At 32.3% G+C, this 23,736-nt stretch carries 23 protein-coding genes; 10 read left to right on the plus strand and 13 right to left on the minus strand.

Features of this window, described 5'->3' with window-relative positions; all coding sequences use genetic code 11:
• Positions 1-3: 3 nt before the first annotated feature.
• The gene (locus ACXHHC_RS00540) at positions 4-1,335 is read right to left on the minus strand and encodes a cytochrome ubiquinol oxidase subunit I (protein WP_458227697.1); all 1,332 of its coding nucleotides are present in this window, start codon (positions 1,333-1,335) and stop codon (positions 4-6) included.
• Between the two features lie 267 nt (positions 1,336-1,602).
• Between ACXHHC_RS00540 and ACXHHC_RS00545 the strand changes: the two genes are divergently transcribed.
• On the plus strand, positions 1,603-2,280 hold the full coding sequence (locus tag ACXHHC_RS00545; RefSeq protein WP_458227698.1) for a DUF2461 domain-containing protein: 678 nt from the start codon (positions 1,603-1,605) through the stop codon (positions 2,278-2,280).
• A gap of 9 nt (positions 2,281-2,289) precedes the next feature.
• On the opposite strand, the gene ACXHHC_RS00550 is transcribed toward ACXHHC_RS00545, so the two are convergent.
• From ACXHHC_RS00550 to ACXHHC_RS00590, 9 genes are all read right to left on the minus strand, one after another.
• Entirely contained in the window at positions 2,290-3,087 is a 798-nt protein-coding gene (locus ACXHHC_RS00550) for a carboxypeptidase-like regulatory domain-containing protein (protein WP_458227699.1), read from the minus strand.
• 4 nt (positions 3,088-3,091) lie between these two features.
• Positions 3,092-3,448, minus strand: a complete 357-nt coding sequence (locus ACXHHC_RS00555) for a hypothetical protein (RefSeq protein WP_458227700.1) — start codon at positions 3,446-3,448, stop codon at positions 3,092-3,094.
• Positions 3,449-3,461: 13 nt separating this feature from the next.
• Positions 3,462-4,472, minus strand: a complete 1,011-nt coding sequence (locus ACXHHC_RS00560; protein WP_458227701.1) for an endonuclease/exonuclease/phosphatase family protein — start codon at positions 4,470-4,472, stop codon at positions 3,462-3,464.
• Entirely contained in the window at positions 4,473-5,321 is an 849-nt protein-coding gene (locus tag ACXHHC_RS00565) for a rhomboid family intramembrane serine protease (RefSeq protein ID WP_458227702.1), read from the minus strand. It abuts the gene before it with no gap.
• 1 nt (position 5,322) lies between these two features.
• A complete protein-coding gene (locus ACXHHC_RS00570; protein WP_458227703.1) occupies positions 5,323-6,036 on the minus strand; it encodes a rhomboid family intramembrane serine protease in 714 nt (237 codons plus the stop codon).
• A gap of 7 nt (positions 6,037-6,043) precedes the next feature.
• On the minus strand, positions 6,044-7,960 hold the full coding sequence (gene mutL, locus ACXHHC_RS00575) for a DNA mismatch repair endonuclease MutL (protein WP_458227704.1): 1,917 nt from the start codon (positions 7,958-7,960) through the stop codon (positions 6,044-6,046).
• An 11-nt stretch (positions 7,961-7,971) separates the two neighbouring features.
• Positions 7,972-8,331, minus strand: coding sequence for a hypothetical protein (locus ACXHHC_RS00580; protein ID WP_458227705.1), 360 nt, complete (start codon positions 8,329-8,331; stop codon positions 7,972-7,974).
• Positions 8,332-8,407: 76 nt separating this feature from the next.
• A complete protein-coding gene (gene ribH, locus ACXHHC_RS00585; RefSeq protein WP_458227706.1) occupies positions 8,408-8,887 on the minus strand; it encodes a 6,7-dimethyl-8-ribityllumazine synthase in 480 nt (159 codons plus the stop codon).
• Between the two features lie 2 nt (positions 8,888-8,889).
• On the minus strand, positions 8,890-9,669 hold the full coding sequence (locus ACXHHC_RS00590; RefSeq protein WP_458227707.1) for a hypothetical protein: 780 nt from the start codon (positions 9,667-9,669) through the stop codon (positions 8,890-8,892).
• Between the two features lie 134 nt (positions 9,670-9,803).
• Here ACXHHC_RS00590 and recF point away from each other — a divergent pair, with 134 nt between their 5' ends.
• From recF to ACXHHC_RS00605, 3 genes are all read left to right on the plus strand, one after another.
• Positions 9,804-10,886: a DNA replication/repair protein RecF gene (gene recF, locus ACXHHC_RS00595; protein WP_458227708.1), complete on the plus strand. Its 1,083-nt coding sequence runs from the start codon at positions 9,804-9,806 to the stop codon at positions 10,884-10,886.
• On the plus strand, positions 10,886-11,206 hold the full coding sequence (locus ACXHHC_RS00600; RefSeq protein WP_458227709.1) for a DUF721 domain-containing protein: 321 nt from the start codon (positions 10,886-10,888) through the stop codon (positions 11,204-11,206). Before recF ends, ACXHHC_RS00600 begins: the two co-directional genes overlap by 1 nt.
• A gap of 94 nt (positions 11,207-11,300) precedes the next feature.
• Positions 11,301-13,454: a TonB-dependent receptor gene (locus ACXHHC_RS00605; RefSeq protein ID WP_458227710.1), complete on the plus strand. Its 2,154-nt coding sequence runs from the start codon at positions 11,301-11,303 to the stop codon at positions 13,452-13,454.
• Here the strand turns inward: ACXHHC_RS00605 and ACXHHC_RS00610 are convergent.
• On the minus strand, positions 13,445-14,443 hold the full coding sequence (locus tag ACXHHC_RS00610; RefSeq protein ID WP_458227711.1) for an AraC family transcriptional regulator ligand-binding domain-containing protein: 999 nt from the start codon (positions 14,441-14,443) through the stop codon (positions 13,445-13,447). The two genes, ACXHHC_RS00605 and ACXHHC_RS00610, sit on opposite strands and share 10 nt — an antisense overlap.
• 140 nt (positions 14,444-14,583) lie before the next feature.
• Here ACXHHC_RS00610 and ACXHHC_RS00615 point away from each other — a divergent pair, with 140 nt between their 5' ends.
• The 6 genes from ACXHHC_RS00615 to ACXHHC_RS00640 all read left to right on the plus strand — a co-directional run bounded on the left by ACXHHC_RS00615 (position 14,584) and on the right by ACXHHC_RS00640 (position 18,445).
• Positions 14,584-14,949: a hypothetical protein gene (locus ACXHHC_RS00615; protein WP_458227712.1), complete on the plus strand. Its 366-nt coding sequence runs from the start codon at positions 14,584-14,586 to the stop codon at positions 14,947-14,949.
• A gap of 210 nt (positions 14,950-15,159) precedes the next feature.
• On the plus strand, positions 15,160-15,789 hold the full coding sequence (locus ACXHHC_RS00620) for a tetratricopeptide repeat protein (protein ID WP_458227713.1): 630 nt from the start codon (positions 15,160-15,162) through the stop codon (positions 15,787-15,789).
• Positions 15,790-15,791: 2 nt separating this feature from the next.
• Positions 15,792-17,108, plus strand: coding sequence for a histidine kinase (locus tag ACXHHC_RS00625; RefSeq protein ID WP_458227714.1), 1,317 nt, complete (start codon positions 15,792-15,794; stop codon positions 17,106-17,108).
• Between the two features lie 13 nt (positions 17,109-17,121).
• Complete coding sequence (locus ACXHHC_RS00630; protein WP_458227715.1) at positions 17,122-17,400, plus strand: 2TM domain-containing protein; 279 nt, start codon at positions 17,122-17,124, stop codon at positions 17,398-17,400.
• A 10-nt stretch (positions 17,401-17,410) separates the two neighbouring features.
• On the plus strand, positions 17,411-17,686 hold the full coding sequence (locus ACXHHC_RS00635) for a 2TM domain-containing protein (protein ID WP_458227716.1): 276 nt from the start codon (positions 17,411-17,413) through the stop codon (positions 17,684-17,686).
• A 3-nt stretch (positions 17,687-17,689) separates the two neighbouring features.
• The gene (locus ACXHHC_RS00640; protein WP_458227717.1) at positions 17,690-18,445 is read left to right on the plus strand and encodes a LytR/AlgR family response regulator transcription factor; all 756 of its coding nucleotides are present in this window, start codon (positions 17,690-17,692) and stop codon (positions 18,443-18,445) included.
• Positions 18,446-18,666: 221 nt separating this feature from the next.
• Here ACXHHC_RS00640 and ACXHHC_RS00645 read toward each other — a convergent pair whose 3' ends face one another.
• Positions 18,667-21,519, minus strand: a complete 2,853-nt coding sequence (locus ACXHHC_RS00645; RefSeq protein ID WP_458227718.1) for a hypothetical protein — start codon at positions 21,517-21,519, stop codon at positions 18,667-18,669.
• Complete coding sequence (locus ACXHHC_RS00650; RefSeq protein ID WP_458227719.1) at positions 21,516-23,729, minus strand: endonuclease MutS2; 2,214 nt, start codon at positions 23,727-23,729, stop codon at positions 21,516-21,518. The genes ACXHHC_RS00645 and ACXHHC_RS00650 overlap by 4 nt, the downstream gene beginning before the upstream one ends.
• Between the last annotated feature and the right edge of the window lie 7 nt (positions 23,730-23,736).

Consider the following 23,736-nt stretch of genomic DNA (forward strand, 5'->3'; position numbering starts at 1 on the left):
GGCTTAGTGTTTTTGAGGTTGAGGTCCGTGGTAAATAGTTTTACCAACTAATACTAAAAATAAAAGACCTAAGATTAGGTATAAAGCAACAAACCCTAATAGCGTAAATAAGGTGTTTCCAGAAGATACGGTTGGAGAAACTCCATCTACAGTACGTAATAATCCGTGCACTAAATAAGGTTGTCTACCCAACTCTGCTACATACCAACCTGTTATATTGGCAATAAAAGGGAAGGGAGCAGCTAATAGAATGGTCCATAGCAAAGGCTGAAAACCATATAATTTTTTTAGGTATAGAAATAGTAAGGCAATAGCCATAATTCCAATAAAAATAGTACCAAGTCCTACCATTATATGATAAGAGTAGTACAAGGCAGGTACATTGTCTGGAAGTTCTTCTTTGTCAAACTTGTCCATACCCGGAATTTGTTGCTCCCAATTCTGATAGGTTAAGAAACTTAGTACATTGGGAACTGCAATTTTATTGTCTAGCTTTTTTTCTACCATGTTTGGCTGTCCTATTAATACAATTTCAGATCCAGCAGGTTCGGTTTCAAAAATACCTTCCATAGCTGCAAAAGAAGCAGGTTGATATTTTGCCACATTTTTAGCGTTTAAGTCTCCTGTAGGAAAGGCAACCAGCATACAGGAAACAAAACCAAAAACAACTCCAGTTCTTAAGAAAAGTTTTCCGTGTTCTTCGTTTTTCTTAATCAATAAATAAAAAGCTCCAATACTAGCAACTACAAAAGAAGAAGTTACCAAAGAGGCCATTTGGTTGTGTAAGAAAGCGGGTAGCAACCAAGGATTGCTAAATAATTTAGAGAAATGGGTTAAAACGTATTTTCCATTCTCTAACACTTCATACCCAACAGGATGTTGCATCCATGCGTTGGTGGCCAATATTAAGTAACCACTTGCCCAAGATCCTAGAAATACTAAAAATCCGGTTAAGAAATGTAATTTTTGTCCCATTCGTTTTTCACCAAAAATAAAGAGTGCTAAAAACGAAGATTCTAAGAAGAAAGAAAAGGTTCCTTCCATGGCTAAAGTCTGACCAATAATTCCTCCTGTTAATTCGGAAAACTTAGCCCAGTTGGTTCCAAATTGAAACTCCATGGGAATACCTGTTACCACACCCATGGTAAAATTAAGGGCAAATATTTTCATAAAAAACTTTGCGGCATCGTTGTAAATTTCTTTTTGAGATTTTAAATAATACCCCTTAAAAAAGAGAATGATTAAGGAGAGTCCCATGGTTAATTGCGGGAAAATGTAGTGGAATGTAATCGTAAAAGCAAACTGCAAACGATCGTAAAAAATCATGTCTTCCATTTGGAAATAGATTTGTAGTAAAGTTGAACTATTCAGTGACTATTTTTAGAGGAAAATCCTTAGGAATTACTGGTTTTTTCTTCTAAAAATATTGAAAATAAATTTACGAGATTTTGACTGTTTAATTGCAACAATTGTTACAGAAAAGAACTGTTTTTATAACGTAAAAATAGTTTTAATTTTAACCGTTTTTTAGTGTTTTTATAAATGATGAAATTACGTGTGATTTTGTATATTTAACCTATCATTTTTATAGGATTAAGAATTATGTCTACTCAGATAACACCTTCTATTTTTAAATTTTTAAACGCATTAAAAGAAAATAACAACCGAGAGTGGTTTGCAGATAACAAAGCTTGGTTTACAGAGGAGGATGAAAAAATGAAAGCTTTCTTCACTCAAGTTATGGAAGGCTTAAAGGAAGAGGACGATATAGAAGATATGAAAGCCTATCGTATATATAGAGATGTTCGTTTCTCTAAAGATAAATCACCTTATAAATTATATAGAAGTTGTAGTTACAAAAGAGCTACCGAAGCCTTAAGAGGAGGATATCATGTTGAGGTTAGTCCTGGAGCTTCTTTTATAGCTGTAGGGTTTTGGATGCCTAACAAAGAAGATATTCTTAGGATACGAAAAGAATTCGAAATTGATGCTTCGGACATAAGAGACATATTAGCGGATCCTACTATTAAAAAATACTTTGGAGGTTTTTATAAAGGGGAGGAGTTAAAAACAGCTCCTAAAGGCTTTGATAAAAACCATCCAGATATAGATTTGTTACGAAAAAAGAGTTTCTTATTTCAAAGAAATTTAACAGATGAAGAGGTGCTCTCTGAGAATTTTTACGACGATATTATAAAAAGTTTTAAAGCCACTCGTCCTTTTTTAGATTATATGAGTAGCGTGTTAACAACCAATTTAAATGGAGAGTCGTTAATTTAGATAGATTGTTTATTTATCTTTTTTAAATGTACTTCCTTTTCTAACTGCTTTATGATTTTCATAACATTCTAGAACAGCTTCTATTAGTTGTAAATCGGTGGCTTTCTTTATAAAATAAGGAGAGTAATTACATTCTGATAATACTTGTGTTAATTCATCTAAGTCCATTTGTAAATAGTCTAAGATAATTTCTCTATCAAATCTATTTGTTAAGATATTCCTAGTAGCATCTTTTTCTTTTAATTTTTTAAGGTCTCGTAGCTTTTTAGGTTTTCTTCCAAATAAATTATAAACAAAATCCACAGGGTTAGTTAAAGCTTGACCAATACTTAAACTGCTAAGAGATTTAGGAGTTTTTCTAACTTCATAAGTTTGAGGAAGTCCGTTGATATGTACCCTGTTAAATTTGTCTCTAGGGACTTTTTTCATATCAATTTCTAGTACACCAATCAGCTTGTGTATTCTAACAGCTTCTAATTGTTGTATTTTTGGATGTAGCTGAATATCTAGTTCAGTTCCTTTAGAAAGATCTTTCGTTATTTTAAGTTTAATAGACTCAAAACCGATATGAGAAATTAAAATAGTATCGTTCTCTTGTGTTTTTATTTCAAACAATCCTTTTTTACCTGTAACAGTACCATCTATTGTTGTTAAATTAAGTAGGGTAGTACCTTCAATTGCAGTACTATCAACTACACTAGAAATTTTACCTTTAAGTGTAAATTTTAATAGTTCTTTTTCTTGTGAAAACCCTAGCTTACACATTAGTAAGCCCATAAAAAATAAGATGTATACTTTGTTCTTCATATTGTTAGAACTTTTCTTTGTAGTGATACGTATTGTATTTTAAATCCTTTTTGTTGCATTTACCTATAGCAGGAGTAATGTTTACAAATTCCGAGCCAATTGCTTCTTTGTTGGGCCCTCCTTCTAAATGCCAAAGAGTTAATCTAATTCTTTTTTTATTTCTGCATCTAAAAGTATAGGAACCTGGATCGGTTCTCCAACCATTATATTTTAAATCGGATTCATTGATATTTTCTCTCATTGGAATCCTAAAATCTGTAAATAATGAAATAGGTTCTTGTTCTAACTCCTCATCTTTTTCTTGTGCAAAAAAAGCTTGACAGAAAAACAATAACATCACACATAAATACCATTTCTTCATAAATTCAAATATACTAATTATTCAAGTCTATTCTAGCTAATATGGGGTAGTGGTCAGAAAGTTTTACATTGAAATTTGTAAAAGAGGCAACATTCATATCTTTTTGGGGTAAAATAAAATCGATTCTTAAAGGGAGCATATAGTTATAGGTAGCACCAAATCCACTTCCAGCCTCTACAAAAGCATCTTTTCTATCGCTAATTAATTGATGATAATTCCAAGAAAAAGAAGTATTGTTAAAATCTCCTGCAATTATTGTTCTGTAAGGACATGTTTTTATGTGTTTCTTTAAAATAAGAATCTGCTCAGATTGTTTTATAAAAACCTTTTTAAAATGTTTTAAAAGCTCTTTGTTGTTTTTATCTCCGTAATGTTCTTTGTCGGTTTTTAATCCAAAAGATTGCATATGTACATTGTATACCCTTATAATCTCTTTGCCAATTTTTAAATCGGAATAGATAACATTGTTTAAAGTATTCTTAAATTCTAAAGAACCTTTGTCTACTATAGGATATTTAGAATAAATGGCTTGTTGATTACCTTTATGCATTTTTTTGTATGAGAAAGGTAGTTTTATTTTATGATTTTTTATTGAAACATGTTCTTGAATACAAACAATATCTACTTTTTTTGAGTTTATAAACTCAAAAATTTCTTGTGTAATTGTAGGAGAATTAATTAATTTACTAATATTAAATTGACGAACATTATAGGACAGCAGTTTAATATCTGATTGTTTTAAATTTTCTTTCGCATGTAATGAATAAAAAGACGTAAGATCTTTATATCCTATTCCTATTAAAATAGCTGAAAATAGAAAGTGGGGTTTTAGACGAATTAACCAGATAAGAAAAAACACTAAGTTTACTATTACTAACAAAGGGTATCCTAAACTTAAAAGATTTATCCAAGGAAAGTGATTAGGGCTTAAATAAGGTATTAAATAAATTAATACTAAGAACAGACCAGCTATTACATTAAAGAAAAACAGAAGTTTTTCGAAAATGGTTAGTTTTTTTTTCATTTATTTTTTTCCTTGTTGAAATAAAAATGCTTTTTCTTCTTTGGATAGCGATTCGTATCCGGATTTACTTATTTTGTCCAAAATAACATCTATTTTATCTTGTACAGATTGTGGTTTGTCAGTTTTTGTGTTGTTTTTACGATTGGTTTTGTAAGATGTTTTTAAAGGTGTTTTTTTTGTAAATACTTTTTTAAAAGGGTTTTTTAGTTGAAAGCTATCTTTATAATAAATAGCTAAAAAACCATACAATGCTCCACCCAGGTGCGAAAAAGTGGTTCCAGCGTTGTTCCCTATAGAAATTAAATCGATTCCAATAAAAATAGCAGCAATTACCCAAAGCTTTACAGGTCCTATAAATGTAAAGTTGAATTGATGGTTGGGGATATAAGCTGTGGTTCCTGCTAAGATAGCCATAACACCTGCCGATGCACCTACTAAAATAGTATTGCTATTTTGTAAGGCAGGAAAGTAGTTGTAGGTTAGTAAGAACAAAACTCCTCCGCAGATAGTTCCCAGTAAATAAAAGTCTAATAATTTTCTTGGAATAAAGTAATTTAAAAAAAGACGGCCAAATACATAGAGGTAAATCATGTTAAACACTAAATGAAAAAAGCCTCCATGTAAAAACCCGTAAGTTACAATAGTCCATGGCTTAAATATAAACCCATATGTATTAGAAGGCAAAGCAAGCCAAGTCCAAAAAAAACTATTGGATGAGTTAAAAAGAGAACTTATACCATCTATAAAAAATGTTAAAATAAAAATTCCAACATTTATAAAAATGAGTTTTTCAATAATACCTCCTTTAGTATATTTTTGTTTAAGTTGTGTAAAAATATCTTTCAGCATATCAATTCATTCTATAATCATCCCTTTTCCAGACAAGTGCCATTATTAATCCAACTAATATTCCAAATAAACCATAAAAAGCATGATTTAGAGGTATAAAAATTGGTTGAGACATAAAACTAGATACTAGAGAAATTAATACAATAATAGGGACGAAGTATTTTACGGTTACAGGTATTACAAAATATAAATAAAATTTTCCATTTGGAAAGTACAGCGCATAGGCTGCCAACATAGCATATATAACAGATGATGTACCGAATAATCTTGTCGTATATATTCTATTAGCTATTTCTACTGTTTCATTTTTAAACACTTTTGTTTCATTAAAAACGCCTATTAATTCTTCTTTATTCCCACCTAAAGCTATAAGTTCATTCATTGCATTTTGAAACTCAAGTTGTCTTATACCTAAAAACAACAATCCAGATCCTATACTAGCCGATACATAGAAGAATATAAATTTATTTTTCCCCCATAATTGAATCAATGGTGTTCCTAAAAAATACAATCCCATAAGATTAAACAACAGACTAATAAAATCAAAGTGTAAGAATATACTAGTCGCAAATTGCCAAAACCTAAATTTTGGATGACTGTAAAAGTGAAGAGTAAAAGCTTCAAATAAGTCATAGTTCTTTATTGTTGCTGTTGCAATAAAAAATATTACATTAATAATTAATATATGTTTTATGGTTTCAGGAACTTTTGGCATAATTTATTTAGTCTATGTTAAAAAAGGCATCCAATTTTTTGGTGTCTACTTTTGTGAATATTTTTTTCCTAAAAGGAGATATATTGGCTTCTTTACAAGCAAATAAATCATTAATTAGGTTTTGTTGTTCTGTATCCGATAGTTTAGTTCCAGTTCTGATAGCTAAAGTTTTGGCTAATGATTTAGCAATCATATCTAGTTGACTAAAGCTATTTTCTTGAATGTCTTGTTGAAAATCTTCTATTAATTGCTCAAAAACCATGCTAATCTGACTTTCTGTAATTGTGGTTGGAATTCCTGTCACAACTACAGCATCGTCTGAAATTTTGTCGAACATAAAACCAGTGCTCTCCAATTCTTCTTGAATGTTTTTTAGAATGTGAATTTCTTGTGCACTATAATTAATATGAATAGGAAACAGTAGTTGCTGACTAGAGGCTTCTTTTACAGTAATATTGGCCAAAAAGTTTTCGTACAGCACTCTCTGGTGTGCCAAATGTTGGTGGACCAAGAAACTACCTGTTTTTAAATGACATAAGATGTATTTTTTAACTACTTGAAAAGTGTCTACCACTAAATTGTTATCCGATTTTTCGAATAGTTCTGGTGCTAATTCTTCTTTATTCGGCTCTGTGTTGGCTACAGATTCAATTCCGTGATACAAAGCTTCCCAGTCTCCTTGCTTTTTGGTGAAAGAATTATAGGAACTTGATCCTGAAAAATTGTTGCCAGACTTTCCGCTAGTCGATGGTTTAGCAACAGAAGTAGTAGACTTAGGCGTACTGTCCGTTTCGAACGGATTAAAACTGGAGTCTGATTTAAACGGATTAAATGTAGGGTCTACTTTAATAGTTGGAGTTTTTACAGGAGCATCTTTGTAGCTGTACGGAGTTTCTAAATCTTTGTTTTTAGTAAAATCCAAAGAAGGTTTCATGTTAAACTGACCCAAGCTATGTTTTACAGATGCTTTAATAATTTCATAAAGCACTTTTTCATTATCAAACTTAACCTCTGTTTTGGTAGGGTGTATGTTAATGTCAATAGTATGTGTGGGTACTTCTAAATATAAAAAGTATCCTGGGTGGTATTCTCTATCTAACAAACCATCAAACGCACTGTTAATAGCATGGTGTAAGTAAGGACTTTTTATAAAACGGTCGTTTACAAAAAAGAACTGTTCTCCTCTTTTTTTCTTTGCAAATTCAGGTTTTATAATAAATCCTTGCACTTTTACTACATCCGTTTCTTCGTCTATAGGAATTAAGCGCTCGTTGGTTTTATGACCAAAAATATTTACAATTCGTTGTTTTAAATTTCCCGATGGAAGATTAAAAATTTCTGTATTGTTGTGGTTTAATACAAAAGCAACATCAAAATGAACCAAGGCAACGCGTTGAAATTCATCAATAATATGACGGGTTTCTACGGCATCAGACTTTAAAAAGTTTCTACGTGCAGGGATGTTAAAAAATAAATTTTTAACAGCGGTATTGGTTCCAATAGCAGTGGTTGTTACTTCTTGGTTGGTAATTCTACTTGCTTCTATTTGAATGCAGGTTCCTAGTTCTGCGGTAGCCAAGCGACTTTTCATTTCTACTTGAGCAATGGCAGCAATAGAAGCCATGGCTTCTCCACGAAATCCTTTGGTGTTTAAGTTAAACAGGTCTTCTGCTTCTCTAATTTTAGAGGTTGCGTGACGTTCAAAACACAAACGGGCATCGGTTTCGGACATACCAGAACCGTCATCAATTACTTGAATTAAGGTTTTTCCGGCATCTTTTAAGATGAGATGTATATTTTTAGCTCCTGCATCAATGGCATTTTCTAATAGCTCTTTTACTACAGATGCAGGTCGTTGTACTACCTCTCCAGCGGCTATTTGATTGGCAACATGGTCAGGTAATAATTGTATAATGTCGGACATTTAAAATTATCTTATTTAGACTTTTGAAAGGAACTCCACATGGTTTCAATTACTTTGGCATATCCTTGTTTGGCACTTTGGATTTTGTCGTAATTAAAAAGGCCCCATGTAATTAAAGAAAGAATTAAAATGATTAACAATAAACGATAGGTAGAACTCTTATCATCAAAAGCAGAAGCTTTGGTTCTAGACCATTCGTTTTTTAAGTTGTTCTTGGTTAATGTAACCTCGTAATCACCGTTGTCTTCTTTATTTCTTTCTACTCTGTATCTGTCTTCTAAAGCTTCTATACGCTCTTTACGCTCGTCGTAATAACGAGGTTTATAATCAAAAACGTAGTGCCCAATGGCTTTAAAAGGGGATTTAAACATAGTGTAAAAAGAAAAACATTATCGTCAAATTTACGAAAAATTCAACAATAATGTTTTAAATATTTAGTTAGTAAAACTACCTTTTATTTAAGGCAGCCATTTTAATTGCGGCAACTGCGCATTCAATTCCTTTATTTCCTAATTTACCACCAGAGCGGTCTAAAGACTGTTGTTGGTTGTTGTCTGTTAACACACAAAAAATAGTAGGAACTTCGTATTGTAAATTTAAGTCTTTAATTCCTTGGGTAACACCATCACATACAAAATCGAAGTGTTTGGTTTCTCCCTGAATTACACAACCAATAGCAATAATAGCATCTACATTTCTACTGTCTAACATTTTTTTACAACCGTAAATCAACTCAAAGCTACCAGGAACTTTCCAAGTAATTATATCCTCTTCAGAGACACCATTGTCTAGCAAAGTATCAATAGCTCCTAAAGTTAAGTTTTCAGTAACTTCAGGGTTCCATTCAGAGGTTACAATTCCAAAACGGAATCCTGTAACATTAGGTAAACTTTCTTTATCGTATGCAGATAAATCTGTAGTAGCCATAATTAGTTAGCGTATTTAGCTTGGTTTAAAAACTTGTCTATGTCGTTTGCTTGACTTGATTTAGGGAAGTCTGCTTTAATTGTGCTAAAGAAGTTTTCTGCAGTACCATAATCTTTTAATTCTAAAGCAACTTTCCCCGCTTTTAATAAGTATACTGGAGCTACAGCCGAGTTTGTTGTTGCTTTTGCAGCATCACTAAAGTAAGATAAAGCTTCTTGCGTATTTCCTTTTGCTAAATAAGCATCACCAATACTTCCTTTAATTACTGTGTTTAAGACAGCATCAGAAACATTTACGTCTTTTAAGTAGTTAATAGCTTCGTCGTATTGCTCTAATTTTAAGTGAGAAATACCAGCGTAGTATTTAGCTAAGTTTCCAGCATCTGTTCCTCCAAAGTTTTTAGCTACGTCTGTTAATCCGTATTTTCCTTCGGCACCTTCTAATGCTACAGTGTATAAAGAAGTATCTTCTGCTTTAGTTGCTTTGGTAAATTCTTGTTTTGCGAATGCCAATGCGTTAGCAGCTTCTTTTTCTTGTGGAGCAACTACAAATTGCTTGTACCCCATGTATCCAAATATAACAGCAACAACGGCAATTAATCCAATGAATAAAACCTTACTGTTGTTTTCTATCCATTTTTCTGATTTATTGGCAGTTTCGTCTAATGTATTAAATACTTCTGCGGTTGTACTGTTCTCCAGGTTTCCATCATTATTCTCCACGATTACTTCTTCTTCTCCTTCAACCGACTTTTTGTAACCTCTTTTTTGGTAAGTAGCCATATGCTATGTATTGTTTAAATATTTATTTTTTTATCTGAGTTGGACAAAAATAGTTTTTTTAATCGAATATCAAAACAGGGTTTTCATCAAAAAATGATAAATTGCAAGCCCTTTCAAATGGAACCCAATAGCAGATGCATCTTCAGAAATTATCCTTAGTGAACTTTAAAAATATTTCATCAGAATTATTCGATTTTGATGCAAAGATTAATTGTTTTGTTGGAAACAACGGGGTAGGGAAAACCAATGTGTTAGATGCTATTTATTATCTCTCTTATACCAAAAGTTACTTTAATGCCGTTGCTACTCAGAATATTAAGCATGGCGAAGACTTTTTTATGATAGAAGGAGACTATTTGCTAGAAGAAGAACGTTTGGAGAAAATTCTGTGTAGTCTTAAGAAGGGAACTAAGAAAGTAGTAAAAAGAAATGGAAAAGCGTACGATAAATTTTCGGATCATATTGGTAGTTTTCCATTGGTAATGATTTCTCCTGCAGACAGAGATTTAATTATTGAAGGAAGCGAAACGCGCAGAAAATTTATGGATGGGGTCATTTCTCAGCAAGATAGAAGCTATTTGCAAAACTTAGTGAATTACAATAAGTTACTAACGCAAAGAAATGCATTGTTAAAATATTTTGCTGCAAACCGTACTTTTGATGCCTTGAATTTGAATGTGTATAATGAACAGTTATCGGATTTAAGTATTAAAATTTACCAGAAACGAGTTTGGTTCTTAGAGGAATTTAGCCCTATTTTTACTTCCTGTTATCAAGAAATAAGCAATTCTAAAGAGGAGGTTGGTTTGTTGTACAAAACACAGTTACACGAAAAGCCTTTATTAACCTTGTTTGATGAGTTTTTAGAGAAAGATAGAGTTTTACAATATACATCGGTAGGAGTTCATAAAGACGATTTACAGTTTGAATTGAATGGATACCCGATTAAAAAATTTGGTTCTCAGGGACAGCAAAAGTCTTATTTAATTGCTTTAAAGCTTGCTCAGTTTGAGTTTATGAAACAATTAACAGGTAGAAAACCTATTTTGTTATTCGATGATATTTTTGACAAGCTAGATGAAAACAGAGTGTCACAAGTAATTAATTTGGTGAATAAAGATCATTTTGGACAGATTTTTATAAGTGATACGCACGGAGAAAGAACAGAAAACGTGGTAAAGCAAACCCAACAACCCTATAAAATTTTCCACCTATAATGGTTAAGAAAAAATCAGATTCAATTACTGAAAGAAGAAACGAAGCAAATCCTATGAGTGCTTTAATGAAGCATTTTATTAAGGCAAACAACCTAGAAAAAGGTTTTCAGAAAATTTCTGTAGAAGAAGAATGGGAAAAGTTAATGGGACCAGGGGTTAAGGCTTATACAGATAAGATTACTTTAAAAGCTGGAGTGTTAATTGTGAATATATCTTCTGCAGCACTAAGAACTGAGTTGGATTACGGAAAAGAAAAAATTCAGAGTATGATGAACGAAGCTTTAGGAGAAGACATTATTCAGAAAGTAATCTTACGTTAATTGCAATTCAGTATCTAAAATCTACAGTTCGGTTACAACTAATTTTTAAAACGTCTATTTAGCAGCACTTTTGATAAAAAATCAAAACAGTGTCATGAAAACATATAGACTATTTATCTTAATTTCATTCTTTTCTTTACTTGGGTATAGCCAAACTAAAATTAACGGACAGGTGTTAGACAAGCACCAGGAACCCATTCCTTTTGCTAGTATTTTTATAAAAGGTACTTACGATGGTACTACTACCGATGAAAATGGAGAATTTCAATTCTTAACTCAAGTAAAAGAAACACAAACCTTAGTTGTTAGTAATTTAGGATACCAGTCCAAAGAGATTACTAAAAAGGTAGGTGAATTACATCACCTAAAAATTAAGTTAAAAGAAAGTATCAACTCGTTAAATACTGTAGTTATTAGTGCCGGAACTTTTAGTGCCGGAGAAAAAAGTAAAACCACTACATTAAAACCTTTAGATATTGTTACCACTGCGGGTTCTTTGGCAGATCCTATTGCTGCTTTTCAGACAATGCCGGGTACTAGTACTGTAGCAGAAGATGGAAGATTGTTTGTTAGGGGAGGAAGAGCAGAAGAAACACAGATTTTTATAGATGGAATAAGAGTTTTTACACCTTATGTAGTTACAGTAAACAATGCTCCTACACGTGGAAGGTACTCTCCATTTTTGTTTAAAGGGATGTCTTTTTCTACCGGGGGATATTCTGCCGAGTACGGACAAGCATTGTCGGGAGTGTTGGTAATGAATACCCAAGACGAACCCGAAAATGAGCGAACAGATATAAGTGTAATGAGTGTGGGAGTTGGTGTAGGAAGTACTCAAATTTGGGACAAGAGTTCGTTAACTGTTAATACTTCTTATATCAACTTAGGTCCGTATACGGCATTGTATGCAGACAGTAACCAATGGAACAAACCTTATGAATCTTTTGCAGGGGAGTCGGTTTATAGAAGAAAATTTAAAAAGGGTTTGTGGAAATTATATGCTGCTTTTGATGCCGCTAATTTTGATATTACACAAACAAATATTAACAATCCAAATGGGTTGAATTTTAATACCAATGCTAAGAACGGATATTTAAATACGTCTTATACGCATAAAGTAAACAAACGCTGGTCTACTTTTTATGGGCTTAGTTACACTTTAGCAAACACAAAGTCGTTTGTTAATTCGGATAAAATTGAGAATACACAACAAGCAATCCATCTAAAAGCAAAAGCCAATTATAAAATAGGGAGTTTTTACAAGTTAAACTTTGGTGCAGAATCTTTTTTACAAGATGTAGAAGAAAATTATAGGAGTCAAGATTCAGATTTTGATTATGGATTCGATAATAGTTTGTCTGCAATCTATCAAGAGTCTACTTTTCAGTTTTCTAGAAATTTTGCTTTACAAACAGGAGCGAGGTTCTCTTACAACAATCTAACGAATAAATTCTATTTTGCAAGCCGTCTTTCTATGGCCTATAAATTGGGGAAAAGAGGTCAATTGTCTTTGGCTACAGGTACTTTTCATCAGAATCCATTAGAAAATGTGTTAAAATTTACGCAGAATGTTACTCCAGAGGAGTCTAAACAATATATTTTAAACTATCAGTACAACAAAGAAGGTAAGATTTTTAGAGCCGAAGCTTTTTATAAAAAATACAAAGACTTAATTAAATACAATACGGATTTACCACAGTTTGATAGTGACTACAACAACAATGGAAAAGGATATGCACATGGAGTAGATGTGTTTTGGAGAGATAATAAGGGGATTAAGAATTTAGATTATTGGCTTAGTTATTCGTTTTTAGATACCAAAAGAGATTTTAGAAATTATACAGATAGCTTTCAGCCCAGTTTTGCAAACAAACACAACGCTTCTATAGTTACTAAGTATTGGTTAGAAAATTGGAAAAGTCAAGTAGGTTTAACGTACAGGTTTGCATCGGGTAGAACCTATACTAACAAAAATACCACAGGCTTTTTAAATGATAAAACAAAAGCTTTTAACTCTTTAAATTTTAACTGGGCATATTTAATTAGCCCACAGAAAATATTGTTTTTTTCTGCAACTAATTTATTGGGAACTAAAAATGTAAATGGTTATAGGTATGCAAACACAGCAGATGCCAATGGTGTATTCCAAAGAGAGGCAATTAGACCCAATGCAGATCGTTTCTTTTTTGTAGGGTTCTTTTGGACGTTGAGTAAAAAAGAAACCGATAATCAATTAGATCAGTTGTAATCTTTATAGTCTGTAGGAGAGGTGCCATACCAGCGGGTAAAAGCATGTGTAAAGGCACTGGCATCGGAATAGCCAAGCAAGTATGAAATTTCTTTGACACTAAGATTTTGTTGCAAATATTCTTTTGCCATGGATTTTTTAATTGAGTTTGTTATGTGGGAGTAAGACGTATGTTCACTGGCCAATCTTCTTTGTAAACTTCGTTCTGATGTGTCTAGCTGGTTGGCCACTGATTTTATTGATGGGAAATAAGGGTCTATTAAAGAATAGATTAAAGTAATTACTTTATTGGAGTATGATTGGAGTTCTAATTTTTGATCTGTAATACGTTTGCAAGCTAATTTCTCTAAGTGTAACATTAACTTATAATCGGCATATAAAATAGGTTGATTTAAATTGTCTTTATGAAAGTAAATTGCATTTTCTGAAGCCATTATATCTATGTCGCATTCAAAAATAGTGTTTAATTCTTCTAGGTTTTTGGGATCAAAATCAAGAGTTAGTTTTAAGGGTTTTGCTTTAGAAAAAGTTAAGTAACAAATTTCCTTAAAAGAAAAATAGAGCGAGCTAATTATTAATTGTTCTAGTACTTTAGGATATTGTTTATAGGTTGGTTGATGTGGTGTGAATTTTAATTGAACATGGTTTTTATGCTGAGTTAATTCTAAAGTTATGGCATTGCTAATTAAATTAAAATAATTGCAGGCATGGTGTAATGCTTCTTCTAAAGTTCTGGAGCTTTGAATGATTTGTCCTACAATTCCCAACGCAGCAATATTGGATTGTTCTCCAAATTTTAAACCTAAATTGTTGGCTTTAGATTGTTCTAAAATAGATGTTACTAATAAAGCGTAAGTAGCAAAAGGCACCGTTGTTTCTTGTTCCGGAATTTTAATTCTGTCCAATACAATTCCTAAATCAATATTTTGTAAGCTAGCTAAGTGTATCCACTTTAGTAAAATAGTTTTATCTATAACAATGGTTTCCATATTACAAATATGAGACAAAGTAAGAAAGAAATCAAAGCTTGTCGTGTTTTAACATTTGGTTGTCGTCTGTAAACATCTCTAAAGGATGTATAGCGTTTATTTTTGATTTTGAATCTATGTGAAATTAAAATCAAAATAAAATGAAAGAATTACAAAAGTGGTTGCGTGTAAATGCGTTGTTTTCTACCACAAGTGCTGTATTAATGATAATTCTTAACGAAAAATTACAAGTGTTTTTTGGGTTTCGTAACTATTGGGTTTTTCCAATAATAGGAGGGAACTTAATTGTGTTTGCAATGGTAATCTTTTGGGTACTTAAATTCAGGTTACATCAGCGTAAATGGGTTTATCTTATAACTTTTTTCGATGTGTTATGGGTGTTAGGAAGTATGGTTTTAGTGTTTGTAAAGCCATTTAGTTTGTACAATAATGCATATATAATAATAACGAGTATTGCTTTAATTGTTGGTTTTTTAGGATGGAAACAATTTAAAAGCGTGCTGTAGAAAAATATTAAATAGCAATGATAGATCGAGTCCTGTATAACTTTTGTTATGCAGGGCTTTACTTTTTTAGGGATTGTTTTCAAAGGTTTTTTAATAATTACAGTTCAGTATTAAGATTCTACAGTTGAGTAGTTCGCTTTTTTAAAACGCATACATCTACAAGATCTTTACACTATCAAAATAATTCATCAACATAAAAGTTAAAAAGTCATGAAAAAAGTAATTATTGTATTGTTCGTTATTCTTGGAGTTGCAGCCAATGCTCAAAGTCCATATGAATCAAAAATGAAAGAAGCGTTTGGGCTATGGGGGCAAAATAAATCGGTAGAAGCAAGTCAGGTGTTTGAAAGAATTGCCAAAGTAGAAACCAAAAACTGGTTACCATATTACTATGCCGCACAGACCTTAATTACATCGGGTTTTGCCATTAAAGACGAAGAAGTTTTAAAAACAAGGTTAGACAAAGCTCAAGTGTTTTTAGACAAAGCAAAAGAGATTAGTCCTAAAAATGCAGAAATTTTAGTAGCACAAGCCACCTGGTATATTGTATGGGTTGCTTACGATGGAGCTACCTATGGAGCTATGTATTCTGGTAAAGTAGCTAAAATTTATAAGAAAGCATTTAAAATTGCACCTAATAACCCAAGAGTTGTGTTTGGTAAAGCAGAGTGGGATATGGGAACAGCAAGATTCTTTGGAAAAGATACTTCGCCTTATTGTAAAGAAATAGAGAAAGCCATAGAACTTTTTGATAAATTTGAGAAACCTACACCTTTTTACCCAATGTACGGAAAAGAAAGAGCACAACAGGTTTTGGCTCAGTGTGGTAAACAAAAATAATTATGATACAAAAACTCGTTAAATATATTTTTACCTGTGTTATTATTGGAATTGTTGTATTCTTTATAAGTACTAGTTTGTTTAGTACTTGGGAGTTTATTTCTGCGAATTGGTTGTTAAGAGTCCTTGCATTTAATATTATGTATGCATTAGTTTTAGGATTTTCCAATGCAGGTTATTTTTTCTTATTAGGAAAGTACAAGTGGAAAGAGCATCAATCTAAATTAAGAGTAATTATAGGTATTGTCGGTTCAATTCCAATTACATTAATTGGTCTGTTCTTCTTAAAGATGTTCGAAATGATGTACTTAGAAGGCCATGATTTTAATTACTTTCTAAGCCATCAAAGATTATCAAATTATGTGTTTGGATCCTTAATATCACTAGTTATAGTAATTATTTTCCATGCCATTTATTTCTATAAACAAGCACAAGAAAGAAAGGTAAAAGATTCCCAAATAGTAGCAAAGACAGAATCTGCAAAGTTTGAATCTTTAAAAAGTCAGTTAGATCCTCACTTTTTGTTTAATAGTTTAAATGTATTAACGAGTTTAATAGAAGAAAACCCTAGAGGAGCAGAGAAGTTTACAACTGGGTTGTCTAAGATATACAGATATATTTTAGAACAGAAGGATAAAGACGTGGTTGCTGTAACAGACGAACTCACCTTTGCCAACACCTATATGCGACTATTAAAAACTAGGTTTGAAGAAGGAATTGAGTTTGAAATTACAGAGGATTTAAAAGAATTAGAGTTTAAAATAGTGCCTTTGTCTTTACAGTTGTTGTTAGAAAATGCAGTAAAACACAATGCAATTACGCCTCAAAAACCTTTAGTAATTAAAATTTATCAGGAAAATAATAAGCTGGTGGTAGAGAACAGTTTTAATCCAAAGCAAGTATTAGAAAAAAGTACCAAAGTAGGTTTAGAGAATATAAGACAACGCTACAAGCTTATTACCAAAGAAACTGTAGAGGTAGTGCAAGAAAACAAATTGTTTGTTGTTAAACTTCCTTTTTTAACAAAAGACATTAAAATTATGAAAACAAGCTATTTAAACGAATCGGAAAGATATATAAGAGCGCAAAAACGAGTAGAAGAATTGTCTAACTTTTACTGGGCATTAGGATCTTACTTTGTGGTAATTCCATTTTTAATCTTCATTAACTATAAAACCTTTTGGGGCTATCAATGGTTTTGGTTTCCCATGTTTGGATGGGGAATGGGAATGATATTACAGGCAGTTAGGCTTTTTGTACTTGGAAATTCTTGGCAAAATAGAAAGATTAAACAATTAATGGAACAAGAGGACTTTTAAAACATAGGAAATTATGGAAATAATAAACAATTCAGATGAAGAAAAATATTTGAGAGCAAAAAGAAGAGTAGAAGATTTGTATAAATTCTACTGGAACCTCTGTTCTTATATAGTAGTAATTCCGTTTTTAATTTTTATCAACTTTTATGTAACTCCAGGTTTTCATTGGTTTTGGTTTCCAATGTTCGGATGGGGACTAGGACTGGCTTTACATGCGGTTAAGCTTTTTGTGTTAGGTAGTAGTTGGCGAGACAAGAAGGTGCAAGAATTAATGAGAAACGATAAATTTTAAAAAGATTGTAATGGAAATAGTAGAAAACACAGATTATAAATACATAAGAGCTCAGAACAAAGCAGAGGAGATAGCTCAGTTTTATAAAAGACTAACAACTTTTATTGTGATAATGCCTATTCTTATAGTTATTAACTACAGAACAGGATGGTGGCATCAGTGGTTTTGGTTTCCTCTTGCTGGTTGGGGATTCGGTTTGTTAAAAAATGCTGCACAGGTATTTGACTTTAATAAACGTTGGAAAGAAAAGAAGATTAAAGAATTAATGGAAAAAGATAATCTATAGCTTATGAGAGTTATTATTATAGAAGACGAAAAACCGTCGGCAAGACGTTTGGAGCGTATGTTGAATGAAATAGGTATTTCTGTAGCCATTCAATTACATTCGGTAGCAGAGTCTGTGGAGTGGTTAAGTAGCAACGAACATCCAGATTTAATAATGCTAGACATTCAGTTGTCCGATGGTTTAAGCTTTGAGATTTTTGAACACATAAAATTAAAAAGCGCTATTATTTTTACCACTGCTTATGATGAATATGCTTTACGGGCTTTTAAACAAAACAGCATAGATTACCTGCTAAAACCTATAGATAGTGAAGAGTTAGAAAATGCAATTGATAAGTTTAAAGAATTACAGCCCCAAAAAGTGGACTTGCCTTTAGATGTAAATCAGTTACGACAAATGTTGGTGAATCCTTTAGAAGCCAATTATAAAACAAGGTTTACAGTAAAAATAGGGCAGCATTTAAAAATGATTGCAGCGGATGATATTGAGTGTGTGTATAGCGAAAATAAAGGAACGTATTTGTTTACAAATAGTCAAAGAAGCTTTTTGGTTGATGAAACCTTAGAAAGCATAGCATCTAAATTAAACCCAGAACAGTTTTTTAGAGTAAACCGTAAGTTTTATGTGCATGTTGATGCGATTAAAGACATGGTTTCTTATACAAATAGCAGGTTGCAAATTTTTTTAAACAATTTCAATCAAGAAGAAATTATTGTGAGTAGGGAGAAGGTAAAAGCGTTTAAGGAATGGATAAGTTAAAAATGTCGTTTTTCGTTGGATCATTATTCATTGTGGCGATTTGGGTTCATAAATAATTATTCTAGATTGATAAGTTAGACCAAAAATTTCGTTTAAATATTAGTAAATAACATCCCGACTCCGCTCGATGACCGAGTATTATACTGAATTGATTTTTGTATATACGGTGTTCTAGCGTCCCGAAGTTTCGGGAGAGAACTTAGTATGTATTAAATTTTAAATTAAAACAACGTAGTAGATATAAAAATTCTACTTACAAATTTGTTTCCTGGCCTTTGGTAATCATTGGTTAATAAGAAACTACCTCTGTACCCAATACCTATTAAAGCTTGTCTAATATTAAAATAAGTATTGTCAAAAATAATTTCAAACCCAGCAGAATTTTGTTGGGTTTTTACTGTTATTAACTCATTAGGCCTATCTACGTTTACGGCAGAATAGCTAACATTACTAAAGTCTGCAAATAAGTTTGCTCTAATTCTCTTAAAATAAGTAATACCTAAAACCCCAAGATCAGGGTAGAATAGCGGTAATTGATAGTTTAAGGATAGATTAGATGCTTCAACGGCATTGCTAGTTTCAAACCCTCTAGCGTATCTAAAACTGTCTGTTTGTTGTATTTCGTTTTTTAAATAACCAAAAGATGCGTAACTATTGTGATCTTTAAAAAATCCAGGTAAAAATAATCTGTTAAAAGACGAAATATAATTTCCGTTTAAATAACTCCTATTATTAAATCCCTTGTTAAAACTTAGTAACGTTGATACTCCAGCCCTTGCATTAATGTTTTGAACGGCTTTTCTGCGTACACTAGATGCTTGTAATTGTAGTCTTAGATAATTAGAAGTAAGACCGTCTATTTCTATATTTTGATTTGTTTCATCAACCGTAAAATTATGCGCAAATCTGCTTTCTAGTTCGTATCCTAAATTAAGAGCAATGTTGTTGTTGTAATTACCATTTACCTGAGAGTAGGGGATAGTTACACTAGGAACCAATTGCAGCGTTTGAAATTGATGAATTCCGTTAATGATACTATTTTCTAGAGAGTTAAAAGCGGTTCCTTTAAACTCTCTATGCTGGTATTCCAATGCAATATTTAACATAGGAAACCATTTTTGATAAGATGCCATTAGGTTAAAACCAAAAGAGTTTTGTTCGTTTAGGTAAACATTGGTTCCTGCATTTAAAGAAAAATCATTTAACAATGTTGTTGCTGTAACATTGGCTGTAACTTCTTGATCAGAAAGGGTGTAGAGCCAGTCATGGAATTTTAAGTCTTCTAATAGAGAAGTATAACGTTTGGTGCTAAATTGTTGTTTTGGGATGCTGTCTAAAATGTTACCTCCTTCAAAAGCTACAGTTTTATCATTGTTCCAATCCATTAGAATAGGTTCCTTAAAACGTACTTTAACAGGAGCTATGTTTGTAGATGATACTTGAGTACCATTACTTGTTGTTTCTGTAAAATATAATGTGTTATTGCTAACAGATGGTTGGTAAGCTCCTATGGACGAATTGGTTACTTGTTCTAGCTTTTTAGTTCCTTGTAAATCGGTTCTGTAAATATTATCTATCCCATTAAAAGAAGCAGAAAAGTAAACCATGTCGTTTTCCACAAATAGATTGTCTAGGGTGTGACTGGTCCATTGGGTTAACTGAGTTTCTTTAAGGGTATGAACATTGTTGCTAAAAATGGCCAAACGATGATTTTCTTGTTTTAAATAAACCAATGTCTCGTTATTGATGAATTTAGGTCTAGAAATTACGCCTGTTGTAGGTAGGTTGTCTAGCTCATTTCCCTTTTTGTCTAAAATAACCAAGTGATACTTTCCTTCATTCGCTTCTACAGCAACTATCAAGCTATTGTCTGCATTAAAAAAAGGTGAGAAGTATCTTTTTTTAGAGGTGATTTTTCTTCTTTTACCTGTTTTTAAATCGTGAACTAACACATCGCTATAATTGGTGTAATTGTATCTAGGATGGTAAGAAAAACCGGTAAATAAAATTTGGTTATTCTGGTAGTGAAAGTAATTATCTTGGTTGATAATATTGGGCGTTAATTTATGTTCTTCTCCATTAAGATCTATTTCGTAAAAAGTTGGAATTTCGTTTAACTGTGTTTTAAGAGTTATGATATTCCCATTTTCCATTTTTTGAGGAAAATTGTAAACAGCTACTTTAGAATTTGTTTGGGTAATGGCTTGGTATTTTAGAGCATCTAAACTCTCTCTTTGCGTTGCCCATTGTTGTTTATTAGCTTCTGCAGCTTTTTTGTAGAGCCCTTTTGTAGTTAAACCAGTTTCTTTTTTTAATTGATAAGAAAAAGGGTAGAAAGGAAATTGATAAGCTGCTGCTTTATTGGTAATATTATTGATACGAGATGGGTTGAAATGATTTCTATAGTAGTTTAGCATTTGGTAACCATTTAAATAATGATTAGGAACCAAATCTTTAAAAGATCCATTTCTTGTTTTGCTGTAATTGTATAGAATATGGTCTCTATAGAGTGCTCTTTGCAAAGCGGTAAACTTAGGCAAACGACCACGACCACTTTGTGTTAAAGCAGTTTCCATAACTACGGCATCTCCTTCAAAATACCAATCGGGTATAGACAGAACACTACCTAGTCCCCAACCAGATTCCCCAAACAGGTAGTATAAAATTTTTGTAACTCCACTTTTGTGGTTTAAGAATTGCTGCACATGGCGGTACTCATGTATGGCAAGTGTACTAATCCAGTTGGTCGTTCCTAATGAGTTAAATGTTGTTGGTGCGGTGTTAAAGAACTCGCTTCTAAAAGGACTTACGGTTACAAAACCGTTAGATTCTACAGTATTAGAGCGTAATACAATGTCTATAGGCTGGTAGTGAAACCCTATAGACTTAGAGTTGTTTTTTTGAATATAACTAATGGTGTTAGCTATGTCTTGAGCTTCTTTTTCCTGACCAGCTTTGTAAATAACATTTACATAGGTACTGTATAATTTAAACCAGTTTTGAGGCTCGTGTTGGTTTTGAGAGTAAAAACAATTGGTTGCTATTAAACAAATAATTAATATTAGCTTTTTCACTTTTTCTTTGTTTTGGCGGCTACCACCAACTCAATCTTATCCAAAGTGGTTGCAGTGGTAAATAAACCGTAATTTATAGTGACTTTTTTCTTGTCAATTTTTTCAATAGTTCCACATGCTCGTCCATCAATTAATCGCACTTTATCATCAACCTTAAAGATATAACTTGCCTTTTTCTCTTGGGCAATTTTTTCTTCTTTTTTCTTTTCTTTTCTAACTTCAACCACTTTTTTAAGGACCTCTTGCTCTGTTTTCTTTATCACATTTTCTACCTGAACCTTTTCTTTACGTTCCTGTACTTTTTGTGTTTTTGTCTTTTTTACCTTAGGGTTGGCTTTGTCGTATTTCGTTTTTTCAATCAATACCCATTTGTCTAAATCACTTTTAAACTCTTTCTTGTTGTTGGTCTGAAAGTATTTGTTTAACAGCTCGTTAACTTTTCTTCCAACAGATAACATACGTTGATTTTTATCGTACAATGTTTGAAAACTTTCTAGTTTTTCTTGAATTTTAGCTTCTTTTTCTGCTAGTTGGTCTGCATGCTCTTTTGCTTTAGAACTTTGTTGTTCCATTTGTAACGTATTTCGTTGCAAATTCGTACGTTCTTGTTGTAATTTAGAGATGGTCTTATCAAAACGAACTTTGGTTTTGTCTATTTTCTTTTTAGCTCGGTTGATTAAACTATAGGGAATTCCGTTTTTCTGAGCTACCTCAAACGTAAATGAACTACCTGGCTGTCCTATTAGTAATGTAAATAAAGGCTCTAGCGTTCTACTGTCAAAAGCCATATTGGCATTTACTACATTGTCTAGCTCATCTGCCAACACTTTTAAATTGGTGTAGTGGGTTGTAATAACTCCATAAGCCCCACGTTCGTAAAATTCTTCTAGAAATATTTCGGCCAAAGCACCACCCAATTCAGGGTCAGAACCTGTACCAAATTCATCAATTAAGAAAAGAGAGTTTTTGGTACATTTTTTAAGAAAACCACGCATGTTCTTTAGTCTATAGCTATACGTACTTAGTTGATTCTCTATGGATTGATTGTCTCCAATATCTGTTAAAATATGATCAAAGAAATGGGTTGTACTGGTTTCATGTACAGGGATTAAAATACCGCTCTGAATCATTATTTGTAACAATCCAATGGTTTTTAAGGTGATACTTTTCCCTCCTGCGTTAGGTCCAGAAATTACAATAATTTGTTGTTCTTTATGTAGAGAAAGCGATTGTGGAATAACGGGTAAGTGTAAGGCTTTGTTTTTCTCTAATAAAATAGGGTGGTAGGCCTCAACGTAGTTTATTTCCTGATCTTCGGCAAAATCGGGTTTTACACCATTAATTTGCTTTGCATACATTGCTTTTGCCTTAATAACGTCTAAGGCTATTAATAGGTCTAAATATTCCTCTATAAGAGGAGCAAAAGGGCGAATTTGTTCGGTAAGAATTCTTAAAATTCTATCTATTTCTTGTTTCTCCTCTAAAATTAACTCCTGTAATTGCCTGTGGTAGTTTAAAGTACTCTGAGGAGCTATAAAAACAATACTTCCAGTTTTAGAAGTCCCTAAAATACTTCCTTTAATTTTTTTTCTATGAATAGCTTGTACGGCTAATACGGGCTGGTTTTCAATGATAGATTCACGAATATCATCTAAAAATCCAGCTTTGTTGTATTTTGCCAATTCAGCATTAAAAGAAACGCTAATCTGACTACGGACATCGTTTAAGCGTTTGCGAATTTGATGTAACAATTCCGAAGCTTTGTTTTGAACCTCTCCGTAGTTGGTAATAATTTTAGCAATCTCTTCTACAATGGTTGTAGTATACTCAATAGGTGTTGTTAAAATAGCCAGATTAGGATAGTAATCTTTAAATTTTTCAAAGTATTGAATTAGCTCATTAGAGGTATTAGAAATATTAGATATTTTTAAAAATGCTTCAGGAAGTAATTTACTGTTCTCAATTTTTAACAACTTTATTTCTTTGTCTATAGCATCAAAATAGTGGTTTGGAATTCTATTTTCTGCGACCAAAGAACCTAAATATTCATTAACTCTAGCCAATGCAATTTCTAAGTCTGGTTTGTTAGAAAAAGGGAGCAAGCTTTCTACTTTTTCTTTAGCTTTTTCTGAATGACAATATGTTGCAATTGCCGTTAATATTTCTTGAAACTCTAAGTCTTCTAATGTCTTTTTAGCGATGATTCCCATTGAAAAG

The sequence above is a fragment of the Wenyingzhuangia sp. IMCC45574 genome, from assembly GCF_054182685.1.